Source organism: Pseudonocardia zijingensis (assembly GCF_042657305.1).
Lineage (GTDB): Bacteria > Actinomycetota > Actinomycetes > Mycobacteriales > Pseudonocardiaceae > Pseudonocardia > Pseudonocardia zijingensis.
Genome location: NZ_JBHSKO010000018.1, coordinates 118,468 through 134,926 on the forward strand (window position 1 = coordinate 118,468; position 16,459 = coordinate 134,926).

The 16,459-nt window shown below is 73.2% G+C and carries 18 protein-coding genes; 14 read left to right on the forward strand and 4 right to left on the reverse strand.

What is annotated here, in order from left to right; all coding sequences use genetic code 11:
• Window positions 1-8: 8 nt before the first annotated feature.
• Entirely contained in the window at window positions 9-749 is a 741-nt protein-coding gene (locus ACFPL3_RS28725; RefSeq protein WP_343945453.1) for a hypothetical protein, read from the reverse strand.
• A 63-nt stretch (window positions 750-812) separates the two neighbouring features.
• Complete coding sequence (locus ACFPL3_RS28730) at window positions 813-1,004, reverse strand: antitoxin (RefSeq protein ID WP_343945452.1); 192 nt, start codon at window positions 1,002-1,004, stop codon at window positions 813-815.
• A 93-nt stretch (window positions 1,005-1,097) separates the two neighbouring features.
• Between ACFPL3_RS28730 and ACFPL3_RS28735 the strand changes: the two genes are divergently transcribed.
• The 6 genes from ACFPL3_RS28735 to ACFPL3_RS28760 all read left to right on the forward strand — a co-directional run bounded on the left by ACFPL3_RS28735 (window position 1,098) and on the right by ACFPL3_RS28760 (window position 5,419).
• Window positions 1,098-1,817 carry a TetR/AcrR family transcriptional regulator gene (locus ACFPL3_RS28735; protein WP_343945451.1) on the forward strand — a complete coding sequence of 240 codons (720 nt, stop codon included), beginning with the start codon at window positions 1,098-1,100 and terminating at the stop codon, window positions 1,815-1,817.
• Between the two features lie 65 nt (window positions 1,818-1,882).
• Window positions 1,883-2,134 (forward strand): hypothetical protein, encoded by a 252-nt coding sequence (locus tag ACFPL3_RS28740; protein WP_343945450.1) that lies wholly within the window; start codon window positions 1,883-1,885, stop codon window positions 2,132-2,134.
• Between the two features lie 761 nt (window positions 2,135-2,895).
• Window positions 2,896-3,351 (forward strand): nitroreductase family deazaflavin-dependent oxidoreductase, encoded by a 456-nt coding sequence (locus ACFPL3_RS28745; RefSeq protein WP_343945449.1) that lies wholly within the window; start codon window positions 2,896-2,898, stop codon window positions 3,349-3,351.
• A gap of 221 nt (window positions 3,352-3,572) precedes the next feature.
• On the forward strand, window positions 3,573-3,944 hold the full coding sequence (locus tag ACFPL3_RS28750; protein WP_343945448.1) for a nuclear transport factor 2 family protein: 372 nt from the start codon (window positions 3,573-3,575) through the stop codon (window positions 3,942-3,944).
• A gap of 78 nt (window positions 3,945-4,022) precedes the next feature.
• Window positions 4,023-4,463, forward strand: a complete 441-nt coding sequence (locus ACFPL3_RS28755) for a MarR family winged helix-turn-helix transcriptional regulator (protein WP_343945447.1) — start codon at window positions 4,023-4,025, stop codon at window positions 4,461-4,463.
• A 74-nt stretch (window positions 4,464-4,537) separates the two neighbouring features.
• Window positions 4,538-5,419 (forward strand): NmrA/HSCARG family protein, encoded by an 882-nt coding sequence (locus tag ACFPL3_RS28760; protein ID WP_343945446.1) that lies wholly within the window; start codon window positions 4,538-4,540, stop codon window positions 5,417-5,419.
• Between the two features lie 30 nt (window positions 5,420-5,449).
• Here ACFPL3_RS28760 and ACFPL3_RS28765 read toward each other — a convergent pair whose 3' ends face one another.
• The gene (locus tag ACFPL3_RS28765) at window positions 5,450-6,469 is read right to left on the reverse strand and encodes an LLM class flavin-dependent oxidoreductase (protein WP_343945445.1); all 1,020 of its coding nucleotides are present in this window, start codon (window positions 6,467-6,469) and stop codon (window positions 5,450-5,452) included.
• 349 nt (window positions 6,470-6,818) lie between these two features.
• Here ACFPL3_RS28765 and ACFPL3_RS28770 point away from each other — a divergent pair, with 349 nt between their 5' ends.
• Genes ACFPL3_RS28770 through ACFPL3_RS28795 form a run of 6 tightly spaced genes read left to right on the forward strand, consistent with a single transcriptional unit; the run spans window position 6,819 to window position 13,602 of the window.
• Window positions 6,819-8,153 (forward strand): ABC transporter substrate-binding protein, encoded by a 1,335-nt coding sequence (locus ACFPL3_RS28770; protein ID WP_343945444.1) that lies wholly within the window; start codon window positions 6,819-6,821, stop codon window positions 8,151-8,153.
• On the forward strand, window positions 8,150-9,058 hold the full coding sequence (locus ACFPL3_RS28775; RefSeq protein ID WP_379589743.1) for a carbohydrate ABC transporter permease: 909 nt from the start codon (window positions 8,150-8,152) through the stop codon (window positions 9,056-9,058). The genes ACFPL3_RS28770 and ACFPL3_RS28775 overlap by 4 nt, the downstream gene beginning before the upstream one ends.
• Window positions 9,055-9,858: a carbohydrate ABC transporter permease gene (locus tag ACFPL3_RS28780; protein WP_343943455.1), complete on the forward strand. Its 804-nt coding sequence runs from the start codon at window positions 9,055-9,057 to the stop codon at window positions 9,856-9,858. Before ACFPL3_RS28775 ends, ACFPL3_RS28780 begins: the two co-directional genes overlap by 4 nt.
• Window positions 9,855-11,234 carry an LLM class flavin-dependent oxidoreductase gene (locus ACFPL3_RS28785; RefSeq protein WP_343943456.1) on the forward strand — a complete coding sequence of 460 codons (1,380 nt, stop codon included), beginning with the start codon at window positions 9,855-9,857 and terminating at the stop codon, window positions 11,232-11,234. Before ACFPL3_RS28780 ends, ACFPL3_RS28785 begins: the two co-directional genes overlap by 4 nt.
• The gene (locus ACFPL3_RS28790) at window positions 11,231-12,424 is read left to right on the forward strand and encodes an SfnB family sulfur acquisition oxidoreductase (protein ID WP_379589744.1); all 1,194 of its coding nucleotides are present in this window, start codon (window positions 11,231-11,233) and stop codon (window positions 12,422-12,424) included. The genes ACFPL3_RS28785 and ACFPL3_RS28790 overlap by 4 nt, the downstream gene beginning before the upstream one ends.
• Window positions 12,425-12,435: 11 nt before the next feature.
• Window positions 12,436-13,602 carry an acyl-CoA dehydrogenase family protein gene (locus ACFPL3_RS28795; protein ID WP_343943458.1) on the forward strand — a complete coding sequence of 389 codons (1,167 nt, stop codon included), beginning with the start codon at window positions 12,436-12,438 and terminating at the stop codon, window positions 13,600-13,602.
• Window positions 13,603-13,718: 116 nt separating this feature from the next.
• On the opposite strand, the gene ACFPL3_RS28800 is transcribed toward ACFPL3_RS28795, so the two are convergent.
• Entirely contained in the window at window positions 13,719-14,318 is a 600-nt protein-coding gene (locus tag ACFPL3_RS28800; RefSeq protein ID WP_343943459.1) for a TetR-type transcription factor C-terminal domain-containing protein, read from the reverse strand.
• A 147-nt stretch (window positions 14,319-14,465) separates the two neighbouring features.
• Here ACFPL3_RS28800 and ACFPL3_RS28805 point away from each other — a divergent pair, with 147 nt between their 5' ends.
• Complete coding sequence (locus ACFPL3_RS28805) at window positions 14,466-15,683, forward strand: acetyl-CoA C-acetyltransferase (protein WP_343943460.1); 1,218 nt, start codon at window positions 14,466-14,468, stop codon at window positions 15,681-15,683.
• Window positions 15,680-16,435, forward strand: a complete 756-nt coding sequence (locus tag ACFPL3_RS28810; protein ID WP_343943461.1) for an SDR family oxidoreductase — start codon at window positions 15,680-15,682, stop codon at window positions 16,433-16,435. Before ACFPL3_RS28805 ends, ACFPL3_RS28810 begins: the two co-directional genes overlap by 4 nt.
• Window positions 16,436-16,459 lie beyond the last annotated feature (24 nt).

Here is a 16,459-nt window from a genome sequence, read left to right on the forward strand (position 1 = left end):
GGCCCGGTCTAGGAGGCTGTCGCGACCCACCCCGTCGCGACCTGACCGGCCCGCACGGCGGCCACCAGGGACTGCAGGGGTGCGTGCCCGTCGGGGCGCAGCATCGTCGTGACGGCCAGCAGGAACCCGGCGGACCGGCGCACCTCCGCGCCGAAGGCCGGTTCGACCGCGGCGGTCCACGTGGCGTGGGGCAGCTCGACGCGCAATCCGGCGCCGGTGAGGCGCGCGCGGACGCCCGCGACGGGTCGGTCGGGGGAGAGGTGGTGCAGCCGGGCGTCGGCCGGGTGCAGCCCGTGGTGGGTGTGGAGGTCGACCGTGGCCACCCGCCAGCGGCGGTCGGCCCCGCGCCGCAGCATGACCATCTCCAGGCCCGGGTTGACCAGCAGCGCCGGGCGCTGCTCGGCCGGTCGGCCCGTGCCGCCGAACGGGAGCGGCACCATCAAGGCGCGGGTGAGGTGGGTGACCAGCTCGGAGGACGTCATCCTGATCCCGCCGCCGTCGTTCCACTCCGGGCGCAGGCAGTGCGGGTGGTGCAGGCTCGCCAGGGCCGACACCATCAGGTCGTCCACCAGCAGCGCGGGCCGCTCGGCACCCAGTGGCGTCCCGCAGGTCTGGCAGTTGCCCGCCCACAGGTGCTCGGCCAGCTCGGCGATCCCGTCCCGCCCCAGTTCGTCGACCGTCCGCCGGCTGACCCGAACTGCGAGCGGGACGGCCCCCGGCCCCCACGACGATCCCGATCCCCCCTGCACGCAGCTGCGAGGCGCGCCGGAGGGTCGCTGATACGTCGGAGCGACCGGGGTCACCCACGGAGATCAGCGCGGACCGGGCTCCCGGGTGGTGTCCCCGCCGCCGGTCATCTCCTGCAACTTGTCGACGGCCGTGTCGATCTGCTCGTCGTGGCCGGCGAACCGGCTCTTCGCCAGCTCCCCGGCCTTGTCCAGGGCCGCGTCGACCTTGTCGTCGTGCTGGTCGAGCAGCTCCTTGGCCTTGTCCATGAATCCCATGCCGGTAACCTTGGCCGCGCGGTGGTCCCGGCGGGGTGCGATCTGCGTCACGCGCCCGGGGGATTCACGGGAGCGGGCGGGAGGCGTCGCGCAGTGCCGGAGAGGGGTGCCGGGTCGTCGGTCGCCTCCTCCGCCGCGGACGGGCGTCGCACCAGGTGGGACGCCCACCGCGTCCGGCGCCGCGAACAGATCGTGCGGGCCGCCCTCGAGGTGCTCGCCGAGGCCGGCCCCGAGTTCGGGCTCGAACAGGTGGCCGCCCGGGCGGGGATCAGCAAGCCCGTCGTCTACCGCTACTACTCCGACCGGGCCGGTCTCGTCGCCGCGATGGGCGAGCGGGCCACGGCGATGCTGCTCGAGCGGATCGTGCCCGCGCTGCAGGCCGACGTGGCGGTGCTGCCCCGCATCCGGATGTCGGTCGGGGCGTTCCTCGCGTTCGCCGACGAGTCGCCGAACGTCTACCGGCTCCTCACGCGGCACGCGCCCGACGGCGGTGCGGGCGTCGCCCGGACCGCTGAGGAGATCGTCGCCCGGGTCCTCGCGGCCGTCCTCGTCGACGCCGTGCCGCAACTGGACCTGGACGCAGGTGTCGTCGAGGTGTGGGCGCACGGCGTGATCGGCTTCGTCCAGAAGACCACGGAGTGGTGGCTCGAGCAGCGGACCGTGACCCGGGACGAGCTGACCGACCGGCTGACCACCCTGGTGTGGGCGCAGATCGACGGGCTGGGCCGCCACCACGGGGTGGCGCTCGACCCCGACCGGCGGCCTGCGCGGCGTCCGGATTTGCGTTACCCGGCGTTCACGGTACTTTCCTGACTCGCGCGCGGTCGGGGCCGCGCGCACACGGGGAGCATGCGGGGGCGTGCTGGGGAGGGGGACCCATGGTCGGGCAGCCGGACCAGCAGGAATCGGACGTGGCCGCAGCGGCCACCGGGACGCCCGACGGGGACACGGCGCCGGGCGGGCAGGCGGCCCGCGCGCTGGGATGCCTGTGCCCCGACCTCGCGAACGCGACGTACCGGGCCGGGCTGGAGGAGGCCCCGTGCGTCGACCCCCGGTGCCCGGTGCACGGAGGGCTCTGGACGTCGGACCCCGTCGTATCCCGGCCGGGCGGCCAGGAGGTCGCCGAGTAGGCCGCACCGACGCGGCGGCCCGCTGGTGCTGACGCGGTCGCCTCCTGGCGATCGCGAATGATCAGTACGCAGAGGTTGCCGGCGAGCCGTGGCGTACTGCTCGGGCCGGGTTGCCGGCGGCTGATCGCGCCGAGCAGTACAAGGGGAGTCTTCGGCCGACTGTGGTGTGCTGCTCGGGTCGGTTGTCCGCGGTTGGGGGAGTCGAGCAGTACGCGGGGGTCCTCGGGTGACCGTGGTGTGCTGTTCGGCCGGGTTGCCGGTGGGTGAACGACCCGAGCAGTACAGGCAGGTCTTCGGGCGACCGTGGCGTGCTGCTCGCCGGGTTGTCGGCGGTTGAGTGAGCCGAGCAGTACGTGGAGGTCTTCGGGCGACCGCGGTGTGCTGCTCGGGTGAGTCACGGGCGGCCGGTCGACCTGAGCAGCGCCGGCGGTCGTGGGACAGCGCTGTGCTGCTCGGCGCGCCCCCGGGGGGTTGATCGGACCGAGAAGTACGCGGAGGTCTTCGGGCGGCGCTGGTGTGCTGCTCGGGGCCGGGTTGTCGGCCGTAGAGCGAGCCGAGCAGTACGTCCCGGTCGGTATCGGGACGGTGTGGTACTGATCGGCTGGATCACGGGCGGCCGTGGTGCCGACCGCGCGACCAGAGGGCGTTGTCTCCCTGGTCGGTGACCTCGGTTCAGAAATTCCGGTCGGGGATGTCGAGACCGGCGCGCCGGCTCCGTCCCCGGGGTGGACCACGGCACACGTACTGGGAGGAGAGCCACGATGGCCACCGCTGAGGACCTCGACCGCGCCACCGACTCGCAGTGGGACTGGGTCGCCGAGCACACCCGCACCTACCTCACCTCGGGCGGCACCGAAGGTCACGAGAACAACGGCGTGCGCACGCTCGTACTCGCCACGACCGGCCGCCGGACCGGGACGCCGCGGCGCACCGCCCTGATCTACGGCACGTCGGGGGACGACCACGTCGTCGTCGCCTCGAAGGGCGGTGCCGCCGAGCACCCGGCGTGGTTCCTGAACCTCGAGGCGGAACCCACTGTCGGGGTGCAGGTCGGCACCCGCCGGTTCAGCGCACGGGCGCGCGTGGCGACCGGGGCCGAGCGCGCGGAGCTCTGGGCCCGGATGGTCGAGATATTCCCGCTCTACGACGAGTACGCGCGCATGACCGACCGCGAGATCCCGGTGGTCGTGCTCACGCCGGCGGACGCGCCGCGATGACCGGCACGCCGCCGAGATGGATCGAGATATCGCGGCGGAAGCGGTAGGTTCGGGCGCGCCTCACTCGCCCGACCCCGGCTCCTGAGGAGGACGCGCTGACCACCGAGGATGACATCCGCCATTACCTCGCACCCGCGAACTGGCAGACGCTCCACGAGCGGGTCGTCGCCGCGTTCGCCAGGGGCTGGGAGACGCCCGCGCCGCAGGCGTGGGACGGCCTGATGGAAGAGCACATCGAGCTCAACCAGCCGCTCCTGCAGCCCGGCACGACCCGGAGCACCTGGCACGACGAAGCCCAGCGCCTCGTGACGCTCCTCCCCGACCTCCGCGGCGTGGTGGTGAGCTGGGCGGGCCACGAGGACATCCTGTTCATCGAGCTGCGGCTCAGCGCCACCCTCGGCGGGAAGCCGCTGGACTTCCGCGCGGTCGACAAGCTGTGGCTCACCCCGACGGGCACCATCCTGCGCCGGGACTCCTACTTCGACTCGGGTCCGCTGATGCAGGCCGTCCTGCACCGGCCCTCGGCGTGGCTGCCGTGGTGGCGGTCGGGGCTCGGGCCGTTCCGGGCGCGGCGCAGGTTCCTGCAGCGCTGACCGCCGCGGATCACCCGGAGTCGGCGACATCTCCTGGTGAGTAGGCTGATCGTTCGTCATCGGACGCGGGAGGCCGGCGTGGACTATGGCGACAAGCTCTTCTGGCTCTCGGTTCTGATCCAACGCAAGTACGCGGAGATCTGCGCCGAGTTCGACCTGACCCCCTCGCAGGCCACGCTGCTCTGCGCGGTGAGGAACGAGCCGCGGCAGATGGCTGACCTCGCCGCGTCGTTGGGTATGACCAAGAACGCATTGAGCCAGCTGGTCGATCGCACGGCGCGGCGCGAGTTGGTCGGCCGGGCGAGCTCGGCGCAGGACCGACGGGTCGTCATGCTCAGTGCGACGCCCACGGGGAAGGTGCTCGGCGAGGCCGTTTACGCCGAGATCGTCAAGCGCCTGCCCGAGATCGCGAGGAACCTCGACGCCGACGACCAGCGCGACTTCGAGCGCGTGGCCACCGCCATCGTGGACACCTCGGACCTCTCTCCACCCACCTCGAACCAACCCAGCACACCGTGAGGTCCCACACCTCGACGAAGTTCATGCCATGAACTAGTTTCGTTCATGGCATGAACTAGTGGAGGATGGCAGTGATGAGCACACGGACGACCGGCACGATCGCGGTCTTCGGCGCGACGGGGCAACAGGGCGGGGCGGTGGTCGACGCGCTGCTGGACCATGAGGCGCGGGTGCGGGCTCTGGTCCGCAACCCGCAGTCCGACCGGGCTCAGGCGCTGGCCGCCCGCGGCGTCGAGCCGGCGGCGATCCGGGCCGACGACCCGGCGTCGCTGGCCGCCGCGCTGGCGACGGTCGAGGGGTTCTACTTCATGACACCGGAGGCGAACAGCCTCGAAGAAGTCGAGGCGGAGATCCGCATCGGTACCGCGCTCGTCGACGCGGCGGTGGAGGTGGGCGTCCCGCACGTCGTGTTCAACTCGGTATTCGGAGCGGACCGGGAGTCGGGTGTGCCGCACCACGACTCGAAGCACTGGATCGAGGAGCACCTGAGGAAGTCCGGCCTGAGGGTCACGATGGTTCGCCCGACCGCCTTCATGGAGAACTTCGCGAGCGTGATGGCACCGAGCCTGGAGCATGGGGAGATCGTGCTGAGGCTGCCGCTGCCGGAGGACGTCGCCCTGAAGATGGTCTCGATCAGGGACATCGGCCGGGTCGCCGCCGCGCTCCTGCTCGACACCGCGGAGGTGCCCGGCGGAGCCGTCGAGCTCGTCGGCGACGAGCTGACGGGCCCCCAGATCGCCGCGGCGTTCGGCGCGCGCGCCGGGCTCCCGGCACGGTACGAGGCCCTCCCGTTGAGCGTACTTCCCAACGACCTCGACAAGGCGATGTTCCGCCAGTTCGCGGAGGCGGCGGAATACCCTTCGGACCTCCCGGTGGTGCGCTCGATCGAGCCGGCCACCCTCGATCTGGTCGAGTGGATCCGAGCTACCGGCTGGACCGCGCCCACGAACGAATGACCGTACATTCGGCGAACGAATTCTCCGCGCTCACGGGCGCCGTTCGACGAGCGCGGGCAGCACCGTGTCGGCCACCGTGTCGAGGATTCGCCGCGACACGGCGGGGGCGTGCCCGAACGGCAGCACCACGACGAGTTCGTCGGCGGCGGCGAGTGCGGCGTCGGCGGTGAGCGAGGCGACGATCTGCTCGGGGCTGCCGCTGTGCACCACGCCGAAGTGCAGCGGGGGCGCGCCCGGGGTGCCGTGGGCGGCCTGGCGCTTGCGGTCGCGTTCGAGCAGGAAGGCGTAGTCCTCGTGGTCGGACTCGCGGAGCAGGGGCAGGATCATCCGGCCGACGGAGACCGTGCCGTCGCGCCCGGTCGCCGCGCGATGTGCGGCGCGGTACTCGGCGATCTGCTTCGCCTGGTACTCCTCGAAGCTCAGGTCGGTGATCTCGGTGGCGAGGGTGGACAGCTGCAGGCCCAGCCCGAGGCTGCCGGTGCGGACGGCGGTGGCCACGCGGCCGGCGCCGTAGGAGAGTCGCTCGGGCAGGGTCGGGCTGAGCGGCTGGGCCGTGAGCGCGGTGCCGGCGGGCGCCACGGGGCTGTCGGTCTCGGTCACCGTGAGCGTCTCGCCGCGGACGGCGGAGAGGAAGCGACGCAGCCGCAGGTCGACCTCGTCGTCGAACGGGCGGTCGGTGGCCCCGAAGACCGGGCCGAACAGGGCCTCCCCGTCGGCGTACCCCGCGCTGAGTCCCAGGTGCAGCCGGCCGCCGGTGAGCAGGTCGGTGGTGGCGGCCTCCTCGGCGAGCCGCACCGGGTTCTCGTAGCGGATCGGCACGACCGAAGTGCCGAACGCGATCCGATCCGTGCGCTGGGCCAGCGCGGCGAAGAAGGGCAGCGGCGCCGACAGGTAGGGCTCCAGGTGCCGGGTGCGCACCCAGCCGGCGTCGTAGCCGAGCCGCTCGGCGCGCTGGAAGAGCCGGAAGCCCTCCTCCAGCCCCTCGGAACGGGTGCCGTCGACGCCGGTGTGCTCGACGAACGCGAGGAAACCGGTGCGCAGGGGACTCATGGGCGGCCTTCCGGGGGAGCGGCGGTGTTCACCACAGCAGCACGACGACGAGGAAAATGCAAAGTGGTCCGGACAATTCTGTCCCAATGTCCGGACGGAGGTCGGTCATGTCCCGACAATTCGACGTGACGTCCGTCGCAAAAGCGTTGGAGAACTGATCACGGGCAGCGTGTTTCTCTACCGTTCCCGGGGGATCGGTGGCTGACCCGGAGGAGGACGGCATGGGCGCTGCGCTCGTGCGCCGTCACCACCTCGACCTCTGCCGCACGAGCGCGGCGGTCTGTCCGGCCTGAGGCCCGGCCCCGCCCCGCGCGTCCCCACCCCTCCTGCTCGTCCCCCGGAGTCCCGCATGCCCTCACCCGCGCTGTCCCGTCGTCTGCTGCTGCGTTCCGCCCTCGGTGCGGGCGCCGTCGCCGGCCTCGGCCCGTTGCTCGCCGCCTGCGGTGACGGCGGTGCGTCCACCGCGCTGCCGGCCGGCGCGCCCGCCGACCTCACGGGCGTGACGATCCGCGCGATGGTCAACCAGCCGCACGTGCTGGCGTTCACCGAGCTGCTCGCGCCCGCGTTCGAGCGCGAGTTCGGCGGAAGGCTGGAGACCACGGCTGTGCCGTACGACCAGCTCACGAGCCAGCAGATCCTCGACGTGCAGGGCGGCGCCGGGCAGTTCGACGTCTTCGACTACTTCTACTTCGGTCTCGGCGCGCTGGTCGACGCGGGCGCGCTGGTGGACCTGACCGACCAGCTCGGGCCGGACGTCTCGGCCGACTTCCTGCCTTCGGTGCTCGACGCCTACACGCTGCTGGACGGCCGCCGCTACGGCGTGCCGTTCGACGGCGACGTGCACGTCCTCTACTACAACCGCGAGGTCTTCGAGACCTACGGCCTCGCGCCGCCGGCCACGTGGGACGAGTACGACGCGGCGGCACGCACGATCACCGAGCGCAGCGGCGGCTCCGTCTACGGAGCCGTGGTCGAGGGCCAGCAGGTGCCGATGATCCTGGGCTGCTCGTTCATCAACCGGCTCGCGGGCTACGGCGGCGCGCTCATCGGGCCCGACGGTGCGCCGACGCTCACCTCCGACGCGGCCCGTGCAGCGCTGCAGCACCTCGTGGACGTCAGCCCCTACGCGCTGCCGACGCCGTTGCAGATCGGGTTCGACCAGGCCAACTCGGCGTTCCTGTCCGGGCAGGCCGCGATGCTCGACACCTGGACCGACCTGGGGCTCAAGGCGCAGGACCCGGCGAGCTCGCAGATCGTGGACAAGTGGGGTGTCGTGCCGTTGCCGGTCGGCGGCACCAACACCGAGCACCGCACGGCGCTCAACGCGGGCTTCGGGCTGGGCGTGTCCACCGCGGCGGCGGACCCGGCCGTGGCGGCCGCGTTCGTCACGTGGGCCACCGACCCCACCCGCAACCTGCTGCTCGCCAGCACCGCGGGCTCGGGCATCGACCCGGCCCGGCGCAGCACGCTGGAGTCGCCGGACTACGCGCGGGTGAGCGCCCCGGCCACCGAGGTGATCCGGGCGGGCCTCGAGGGCTCCCCGCTGGTGTGGCCGAAGAGCAAGGACGCGCCGCGGCTGCTGCAGGACCTCGTCGACCAGCTGGCCCTCGCCATCGCGGGCACCCAGACGCCGCAGCAGTCGCTGGCCAACGCGCAGGCGAGCTGGGAGCGGGCGCTCGCATGACGGTGACGGCGGTCCGGCCGCCGGTCCGGCCGGCGGCGCCTCCCGCGCAGCGGGTCCGCGCGCGCCGGCGCGTCCCGCTGTGGCTCGCGCTGCCCGCGCTCGCCTCGTTGCTGGTCACGGGCCTCTACCCGGCGGTGGCGGGCGTCGCGCTCGCCGTCACCGACTCGTCCCTCGCCCGGCCGCTGCGCGCCTTCACCGGCCTGGAGAACTTCGTGGCGGCGGCCGAATCCGTGGCGTTCGGCGGATCGTTGCTGCGCTCGGCGCTGTTCGCCGTGCTGGCCACCGCGATCGCGGTGGCGGCCGGGGTGGCGGGCGCGCTGGCGCTGCACGCCCGTGGCGGCCGGTTCGGGCTGCTCGGGGCGGTGCTGCTGCTGCCGATGGTCACCCCGCCGGTGTCGGTGGGCGTGGCGTGGAAGCTGCTGCTCGCGCCGGTCGGCGGCGGGCTCACCGGACTGTGGGGCGCGTTCAACCCCCTTGGCAGCGGCACCGGGGCGTTCCTGACCCTCGTGCTGATCCACGCCTGGCAGTGGGCCCCGCTGGTGCTGTTGCTGGCCCATGCCGCCCTGATCGGGGTGCCCGCCGAGCTGTGGGAGGCCGCCGCGCTCGACGGCGCCGGCTGGTGGCGCACCCTGCGGTCGGTGGTGGGCCCGGTCGTGGCCCCGACCGTGGTGGCCGCGGCCGTGCTGCAGCTGGTGATCGCCTTCAAGGTGTTCGACCTGGTCGCCGTGGTCACCGCGGGCGGGCCCGGGGTCGCGACGATCGTCGCGGGCTTCGAGGTGTTCCGCACCGCGTTCCGCGGCAGCTTCGAGGTCGGCACCGCCGCGGCCGAGACGATCGTGCTGGGCCTGCTCGTCGGCGTGGTGCTGGGCGCTGCGGGCCTCGTCGCCCGGGCGGTGGACCGATGAGGGCCGCCGTCGCGCGCGGCGTGCTCGGCCTCGCCGCGGTCGTGGCCACGGCACCGGTGGTGTTCCTCGCGTCGCTGTCCCTGCGTGGCGTCGACGACGTGCAGAACGGCGGCTGGCTGCCCGAGCGGGTGCGCTGGGACAACTGGCCCGCGGCGTTCCAGACCGTGCCGCTCGCGCAGATGCTGGTCAACTCGTGGGTGGTGGCGATCGGCGCCACCGTGCTCACCGCGCTGATCGCCGTGCCCACCGCGTACGTCACCGCCCGCGCGGGCCGCTCCGGCAAGCGCCTGCACTCGGCCCTGCTCGCCGCCTACTGCGCCCCGCCGATCGTGGCGGTGCTGCCGCTGTACTTCCTGCTGAAGGCGGTCGGGCTGACCAACTCGGTGGTGGGGCTCGCGCTGGTCAACGGCCTGGCCAACGTGCCGGTGGCGGTGTGGCTGCTCGACGGGTTCGTCCGCCGCGTGCCCGCCGAGGTGGAGGAGGCGGCCTGGGTGGACGGCCTGTCCGTCGCCGCCGGGCTGCGCCGGATCGTGCTCCCGCTGATCGTGCCGGGGCTGGTCGCGGCGTCGCTGGTGTGCTTCTTCCTCTCCTACAACGAGTTCCTCTTCGCGGTGTCGTTCGCCCAGTCGCCGTCGGCGCAGACCCTCACCGTGGGCCTGTCGCTCTTCCAGGGCGACCGCACCGTCCAGTTCGGGCAGCAGGCGGCGGCCTCACTCGTCGCGATCGTGCCCGTGTACGTCCTCGCCGTCCTCGCCCAGCGGGCGCTGGTCGGCGGTCTCTCCCAGGGAGCTGTCCGTTGACTCGCCGGATCCACCTCAACGCCTTCGACATGACGTGCGCCGGGCACCAGGCCCCCGGTCTGTGGCGGCACCCGGACGACCAGTCCCACCGCTACCGCGACCTGAGCTACTGGACCGACCTGGCCCGGTTGCTGGAGCGCGGCGGCTTCACGAGCCTGTTCATCGCCGACGTGCTCGGCGTCTACGACGTCTACCGCGGGGGCCCCGACACCGCGCTGCGCGACGGCGCGCAGGTGCCGGTGGGCGACCCGACGCTGGCCGTGCCGGCGATGGCGGCGGTCACCGAGCACCTCGGCTTCGGCGTCACCGTGTCGCTGACCTACGAGAAGCCCTACGCGTTCGCCCGTCGGTTCGCCACCCTCGACCACTACACGCGCGGGCGCATCGCCTGGAACGTCGTCACCTCCTACCTGGAGTCGGCCGCGCGCAACCTCGGCCTGGAGCACCAGGTGCCCCACGACGAGCGCTACGAGGTGGCCGAGGAGTTCATGGAGGTCGTCTACAAGCTCTGGGAGGGCTCCTGGGAGGACGACGCCGTGCGGCTGGACAAGGCGGCGGGCGTCTACGCCGACCCGGCGAAGGTGCACCCGATCGGCCACCACGGCCGCTACTTCGACGTGCCGGGCATCGGGCTCACCGAGCCGTCGCCGCAGCGCAGCCCGGTGATCTTCCAGGCGGGTGCGTCGCCGCGCGGTCGGCGGTTCGCCGCAGCGCACGCCGAGGGGATCTTCACCACGGCGACCAGCCCCGAGATCCTCGGCCGCTCGGTGGCCGCCACCCGCGCGCTCGCCGCCGAGCTGGGCCGCGATCCCCGCTCGATCAAGTTCTTCTCGCTCATGACCGTGATCACCGCGCCCACCGACGAGGAGGCGCTCGCCAAGTACGACGAGTACCTGCGCTACGTGAGCCTGGAGGGCGCGCTCACCCTCTACGGCGGCTGGAGCGGCCTCGACCTGTCCACGATGGACCCCGACGAGCCGCTGCGGTACGCCGAGACCGAGGCCGTGCGCAGCGCGGTGGAGGCGTTCACCACCGTCGACCCGGACCGCGACTGGACACCCCGCGACATCGCGGAGTGGGTCGGCATCGGCGGCATGGGGGTGGTCGTGGTCGGCAGCCCGCAGACCGTCGCGGACGAGATGGAGCGCTGGGTCGAGGTCGCCGACGTCGACGGGTTCAACCTCGCCTACGCGATCACGCCCGGCACGTTCGAGGACATCGTCGAGCTCGTCGTCCCCGAGCTGCGCCGCCGCGGCCTGCTGCCCGAGCGGTACGAGGGGACGACCCTGCGCGAGGAGCTGTACGGACCGGGGCAGGTGCGGCTGCGCGACGACCACCCCGGGGCGCGCTTCGCGGCGCGGGCGGTGGCCCCGTGACGACGACCGCGGTCCCGGTGATCGCCGACGACGACCAGGCGCTGGCCGTCGCCCGCGGCCTCGCGGACGACCTCGCCGCGGACGAGAGCGAGCGCGACGCGCGCCGCGTGCTGCCGCGCGCCGAGGTCGCGGCGCTCGCCGCGTCCGGGCTGCTCGGCGTGACGGTGCCCCGCGCGTTCGGCGGCGCCGACGTCTCCGCCCGCACGATGGGCGAGCTGATGGCCGTGCTCGCCGAGGCGGACGCCAGCGTCGGGCAGATCCCGCAGAACCACTTCTTCTTCGTGGAAGTGCTGCGCGAGGCCGCCGACGACGCGCAGCAGGCCTTCTTCTTCGCCGAGGTGCTCGCCGGGCGGCATTTCGGCAACGCGCTGTCCGAGCGCGGCACCCGCACGCCGGGGGAGTTCGCGATCCGGTTCGAGCCCCGCCCCGGTGGCGACGTGCTCATCGACGGCACGAAGTACTACGCCACCGGCTCGCCCTTCGCGCCGTGGATCCCGATCTACGCCACCGACCCGGACGGGCGGACGGTGGCGGCCTGGGTGCCCGCCGACACCCCCGGCGTCACGGTGGTCGACGACTGGCGCGGGATGGGCCAGCGCACCACCGGGAGCGGCGCGGTGCGGTTCGAGCAGGTCGTGATCCCGTCCGCGTGGGTGGTGCCGGTGTGGACGATCTTCGAGCGGCCCGAGGTGTTCGGCGCGTTCGGCAACTACCTGCACGCCGGCGTCGACCTCGGGATCGCGCGTGCGGCGCTGCGCGACGGCAAGGACCTGGTCCGCCGGATCGCGCGCCCGGGCATGGAGTCCACGGTGGCCCGCCCGGCCGACGACCCGCTGATCGTCCAGGAGTTCGGCGAGCTCGCCCTGCGGGTGCGCCGCGCCGCGGCCCTGCTGCACGAGGCGGGCGACGCGCTCGACGCCGCCCGGGCGGAACCGACGCCCACGTCCGCGGCGGAGGCGTCGGTGGCCGTGGCGGCGGCGCGCGCCGAGACCGACCGCGCGGCGGTGGGCGTGGCGAGCGACGTCTTCTCCCTGATCGGCGCCCGCGCCGCGGCCGACGAGCTCAACCTGCACCGGCACTGGCGCAACGCCCGCACCCACACGCTGCACGACCCGCTCCGGATGAAGATCCACCACATCGGCAACCACGCGCTCAACGACGTCCCGCCGCCGCCGAGCGGGATCGTGTGAGGAGGACCGCCATGACGCTCACTCCCGACTCGGCCGTCGAGGTGGCCCGCTCCGTCGCAGGCGTCCTCGCGAAGGACGCGCTGGAGCGCGACCGGGCGAACGTCGAGCCGCTCGCCGAGGCGCAGCTGCTGCGCGACGCGGGCCTCCCCGCGCTCCTGCTGCCCACCCACGTCGGCGGGCCGGGGCTGGGTTGGTCCACCGCGCTGCGGGTGGTGCGGGAGATCGCGGTGGCCGACGGCTCCATCGCCCAGCTGCTGGGCTACCACTACGTCAACGTCGCCAACCTCTGGTGGGTCGGCGGGCTCGAGCGGTGGGGCCCGGCCTCCGCCCGCGAGCAGTGGCTGTGGGGCGACGCCGTCAACCCCACGGACCCCGACCTCGTGCTCGTGCCCGCGGGCGAGGGCTACCGGCTGTCAGGGCGCAAGAGCTTCGCCACCGGGGTGTCGTCGGGGAACGCCTCCGTCGTCTCCGGGGTAGTGGAGGGCACCGGTGAGCTGCTGCTCGTGGCGGTGCCGCGCGACGCGGCCGGCGTCGAGCCAGGGGGCGACTGGGACAACCTCGGCCAGCGCCTCTCCGCCAGCGGGAGCGCGACGTTCACCGACGTCGCGATCGCGCCCGAGCAGGTGCTGGGCAGCCTCGGCGGGGACGCGGTCACGCCGCGGTCCTCGCTCGTCACCCCGGCGATCCAGGCCGTGTTCGGCGCGTTCTACCTGGGGATCGCTCAGGGCGCACTCGCCACCGCCCGCGACTACACGCGGTCCACGTCGCGCCCGTGGCTGCTGTCGGACAGCCCGAGCGCCACCGCCGACCCGTACGTCCTCGCCACCTACGGACGGCTGGTCGCCGCGACGCGCGCGGTCGAGGCCTTCGTCGACGCCGTGGCCGACCACCTCGACCGCGCCGACGCCGCGGGCCACGCGCTCACCTGGGACGCCCGCGGTGAGCTCGCCGAGCACGTGGCCGCCCTCAAGGTGGTGGCCACCGACGTCGCGCTCGACGTCACGAACACGATCTTCGAGGTGACTGGCGCCCGGGCCACGAGCAACGCCGTGGGCCTGGACCGGTTCTGGCGCAACGTCCGCACCCACACGCTGCACGACCCGGTCGCCTACAAGCGGCGCGAGGTGGGCGATCACTTCCTCAACGGCACCCACCCGGAGTTCACGCTCTACACCTGACCCGCCGGCCTGCGGCGCAACCCCGCGTGGTGCGCTGACGGCGGCGCCGGTGGGCATGATCACCGGTTTGGCGCAAAACCCGACGCCAGGTGTCGGGAAACGCACCCGGCCGGCGATCAAGACCGGGCGCCGACCATCCGCAGGGCCATCTCGGCGTAGTGCTCGGCGATGTCCTCGGGGCTCAAGGGGCCCTCGTCGCGGTACCAGCGGGCGATGTCGATGCCCAGGGAGAGCAGGGCGATGGCGGTCATGCGCGGGTCGGGGGTGTGGAAGGCGCCCTCCGCGACGCCGCGTTCGACGAGCTCGCGGACGGCGGTCTCGATGCGGCGGCGCAGGTCGCGGATCTCGGCGTGGTGCTCGGGGGTGAGCGCGGAGAGCTCGTAGTTCACGATCCGGGCGCTGGAGTGGACCCGCGCGTGGTGGACGGCGAAGTCGTGGATCACCGTGCGCAGCGCGTCGGCCGGGTCGTCGGTGGAGGCGATGGCGTCCTGCACGAGCCGCAGGGTGTCCTCGTGGCCGGATCGCGAGATGAGGTAGAGCAGCTCCTCCTTGGAGCGGTGGTGCACGTAGAGGGCTGCGGGGCTCATCCCGGCGGCCGCGGCGACGTCGCGCGTGGTGGTGCCGTGGAAACCCTTCTCGGCGAACGCGGCGATCGCCGCGTCGAGGAGGCGAGCGCGGGTGGCGTCGGCGCGGTTGAGCTCGGACGTGTCGGTCATCGCGGGCCGATTATCCCCTTCGGTCCCGTGACGTGGTTAACGCGCGCACTGCTGCGGTGGCTGTTGACGGGTGCCGTGGCCGTGTAGCACGCTCCAGTTAAGCAAGCGCTTAGTAACTCGCGCCAATCGACTCACCGAGGAGTGCGGATGCCCGAAGCCGTCATCGTCGCCACTGCCCGTTCCCCCATCGGCCGGGCCGGCAAGGGCTCGCTCACCCAGATGCGCCCGGACGACCTCACCGTGCAGATGGTGCGGGCCGCGCTGGCGCAGGTGCCGCAGCTCGACCCGGCCGAGATCGACGACCTGGTGCTGGGCTGCGGCCAGCCCGCGGGCGAGTCCGGCTTCAACATGGCCCGCGTGGTGGCCGTGCTGGCCGGGCTGGACACGGTGCCCGGTACCACGGTCAACCGCTACTGCTCGTCGAGCCTGCAGAGCACCCGCATGGCGCTGCACGCGATCAAGGCGGGGGAGGGGGACGTCTTCATCTCGGCCGGCGTCGAGACGGTCAGCCGGTACGCCAAGGGCAACGCCGACGGGCTCCCCGACACCGAGAACCCCGTCTTCGCCGACGCGCAGGCCCACACGGCCGAGCTCGCCGCGCGCGGCGGCACCTGGGTGGATCCGCGCACCGCCGGCGCGCTGCCCGACGTGTACATCGCGATGGGGCAGACCGCGGAGAACGTCGCCCAGCTCATGGGTGTGAGCCGCGAGGAGCAGGACGCCTTCGGGGTGCGCTCGCAGAACCGCGCCGAGAAGGCCATCGCCGACGGCTTCTGGGCGCGCGACATCACGCCGGTGACCCTGCCCGACGGCACCGTCGTCGAGGCCGACGACGGCCCGCGCGCGGGCGTCACGCTGGAGGGTGTCGCCGCGCTCAAGCCGGTGTTCCGGCCCGACGGCACGGTCACGGCGGGCAACTGCTGCCCGCTCAACGACGGTGCCGCGGCGCTGGTGATCATGTCCGACACGCGGGCCGAGCAGCTGGGCATCACGCCGCTGGCGCGGATCGTCAGCACCGGGGTCACCGGCCTGTCCCCGGAGATCATGGGCCTCGGCCCGGTCGAGGCGTCGCGGCAGGCCCTCGCCCGGGCCGGTCTCACCATCGACGACATCGACCTCGTGGAGATCAACGAGGCGTTCGCGGCGCAGGTCATCCCGTCGGCCCGCGAGCTGGGCGTCGACCCGGAGAAGCTGAACGTCAACGGCGGCGCGATCGCCGTCGGGCACCCGTTCGGGATGACGGGCGCCCGCATCACCACCACTCTGATCCACGCGCTGCAGCAGCACGACAAGCGCTACGGGCTCGAGACCATGTGCGTCGGCGGCGGCCAGGGCATGGCGATGGTCCTGGAGCGCCTCTCGTGACGGGGCGCTTCGCGGGCCGCACGGCGATCGTCACCGGCGCCAGCCGCGGCATCGGGCTGTCCATCGCCGAACGTCTGGTCGCCGACGGCGCCCGCGTGGTGGTCACCGCCCGCAAGCAGGAGGCCCTCGACGCCGCCGTCGCGCAGCTGGGCGGCCCGGAGCACGCGCTCGGGATCCCCGGGCGCGCCGACGACGCCGACCACCAGGCGGAGGTCGTCAAGCGGGCGGTCGAGGCGTTCGGCAGCGCCGACCTCCTGGTCAACAACACCGGCATCAACCCGGTCTACGGCCCGATGATCGAGCTGGACCTCGGCGCCGCGCGCAAGATCGTCGAGGTCAACTGCCTCGCCGCCCTCTCCTGGGCCCAGCACGTGCACCGGGCGTGGATGGGTGAGCACGGCGGCGCCGTCGTCAACGTGTCCTCGGTGGCCGGGATCCGGCCCGCCCCGGGGATCGGCTTCTACGGCGCGAGCAAGGCGATGCTCACCCACATCACGCAGGAGCTCGCCGTCGAGCTCGGCCCGGACATCCGGGTCAACGCCGTCGCCCCCGCCGTGGTGAAGACGAAGTTCGCCACCGCGCTGTACGAGGGCCGCGAGGAGGAGGCCGCCGCGGCCTACCCGCTCAAGCGCCTCGGCGTCCCCGAGGACATCGCGGGCGTCGTGGCGTTCCTGCTCTCCGCCGACGCCGCCTGGATCACCGGCCAGCTCGTGGTCGTCGACGGCGGGGTCACCCTGACCGGAGGCGTCTGATGGCCCACCCCCACCCCACCGAGG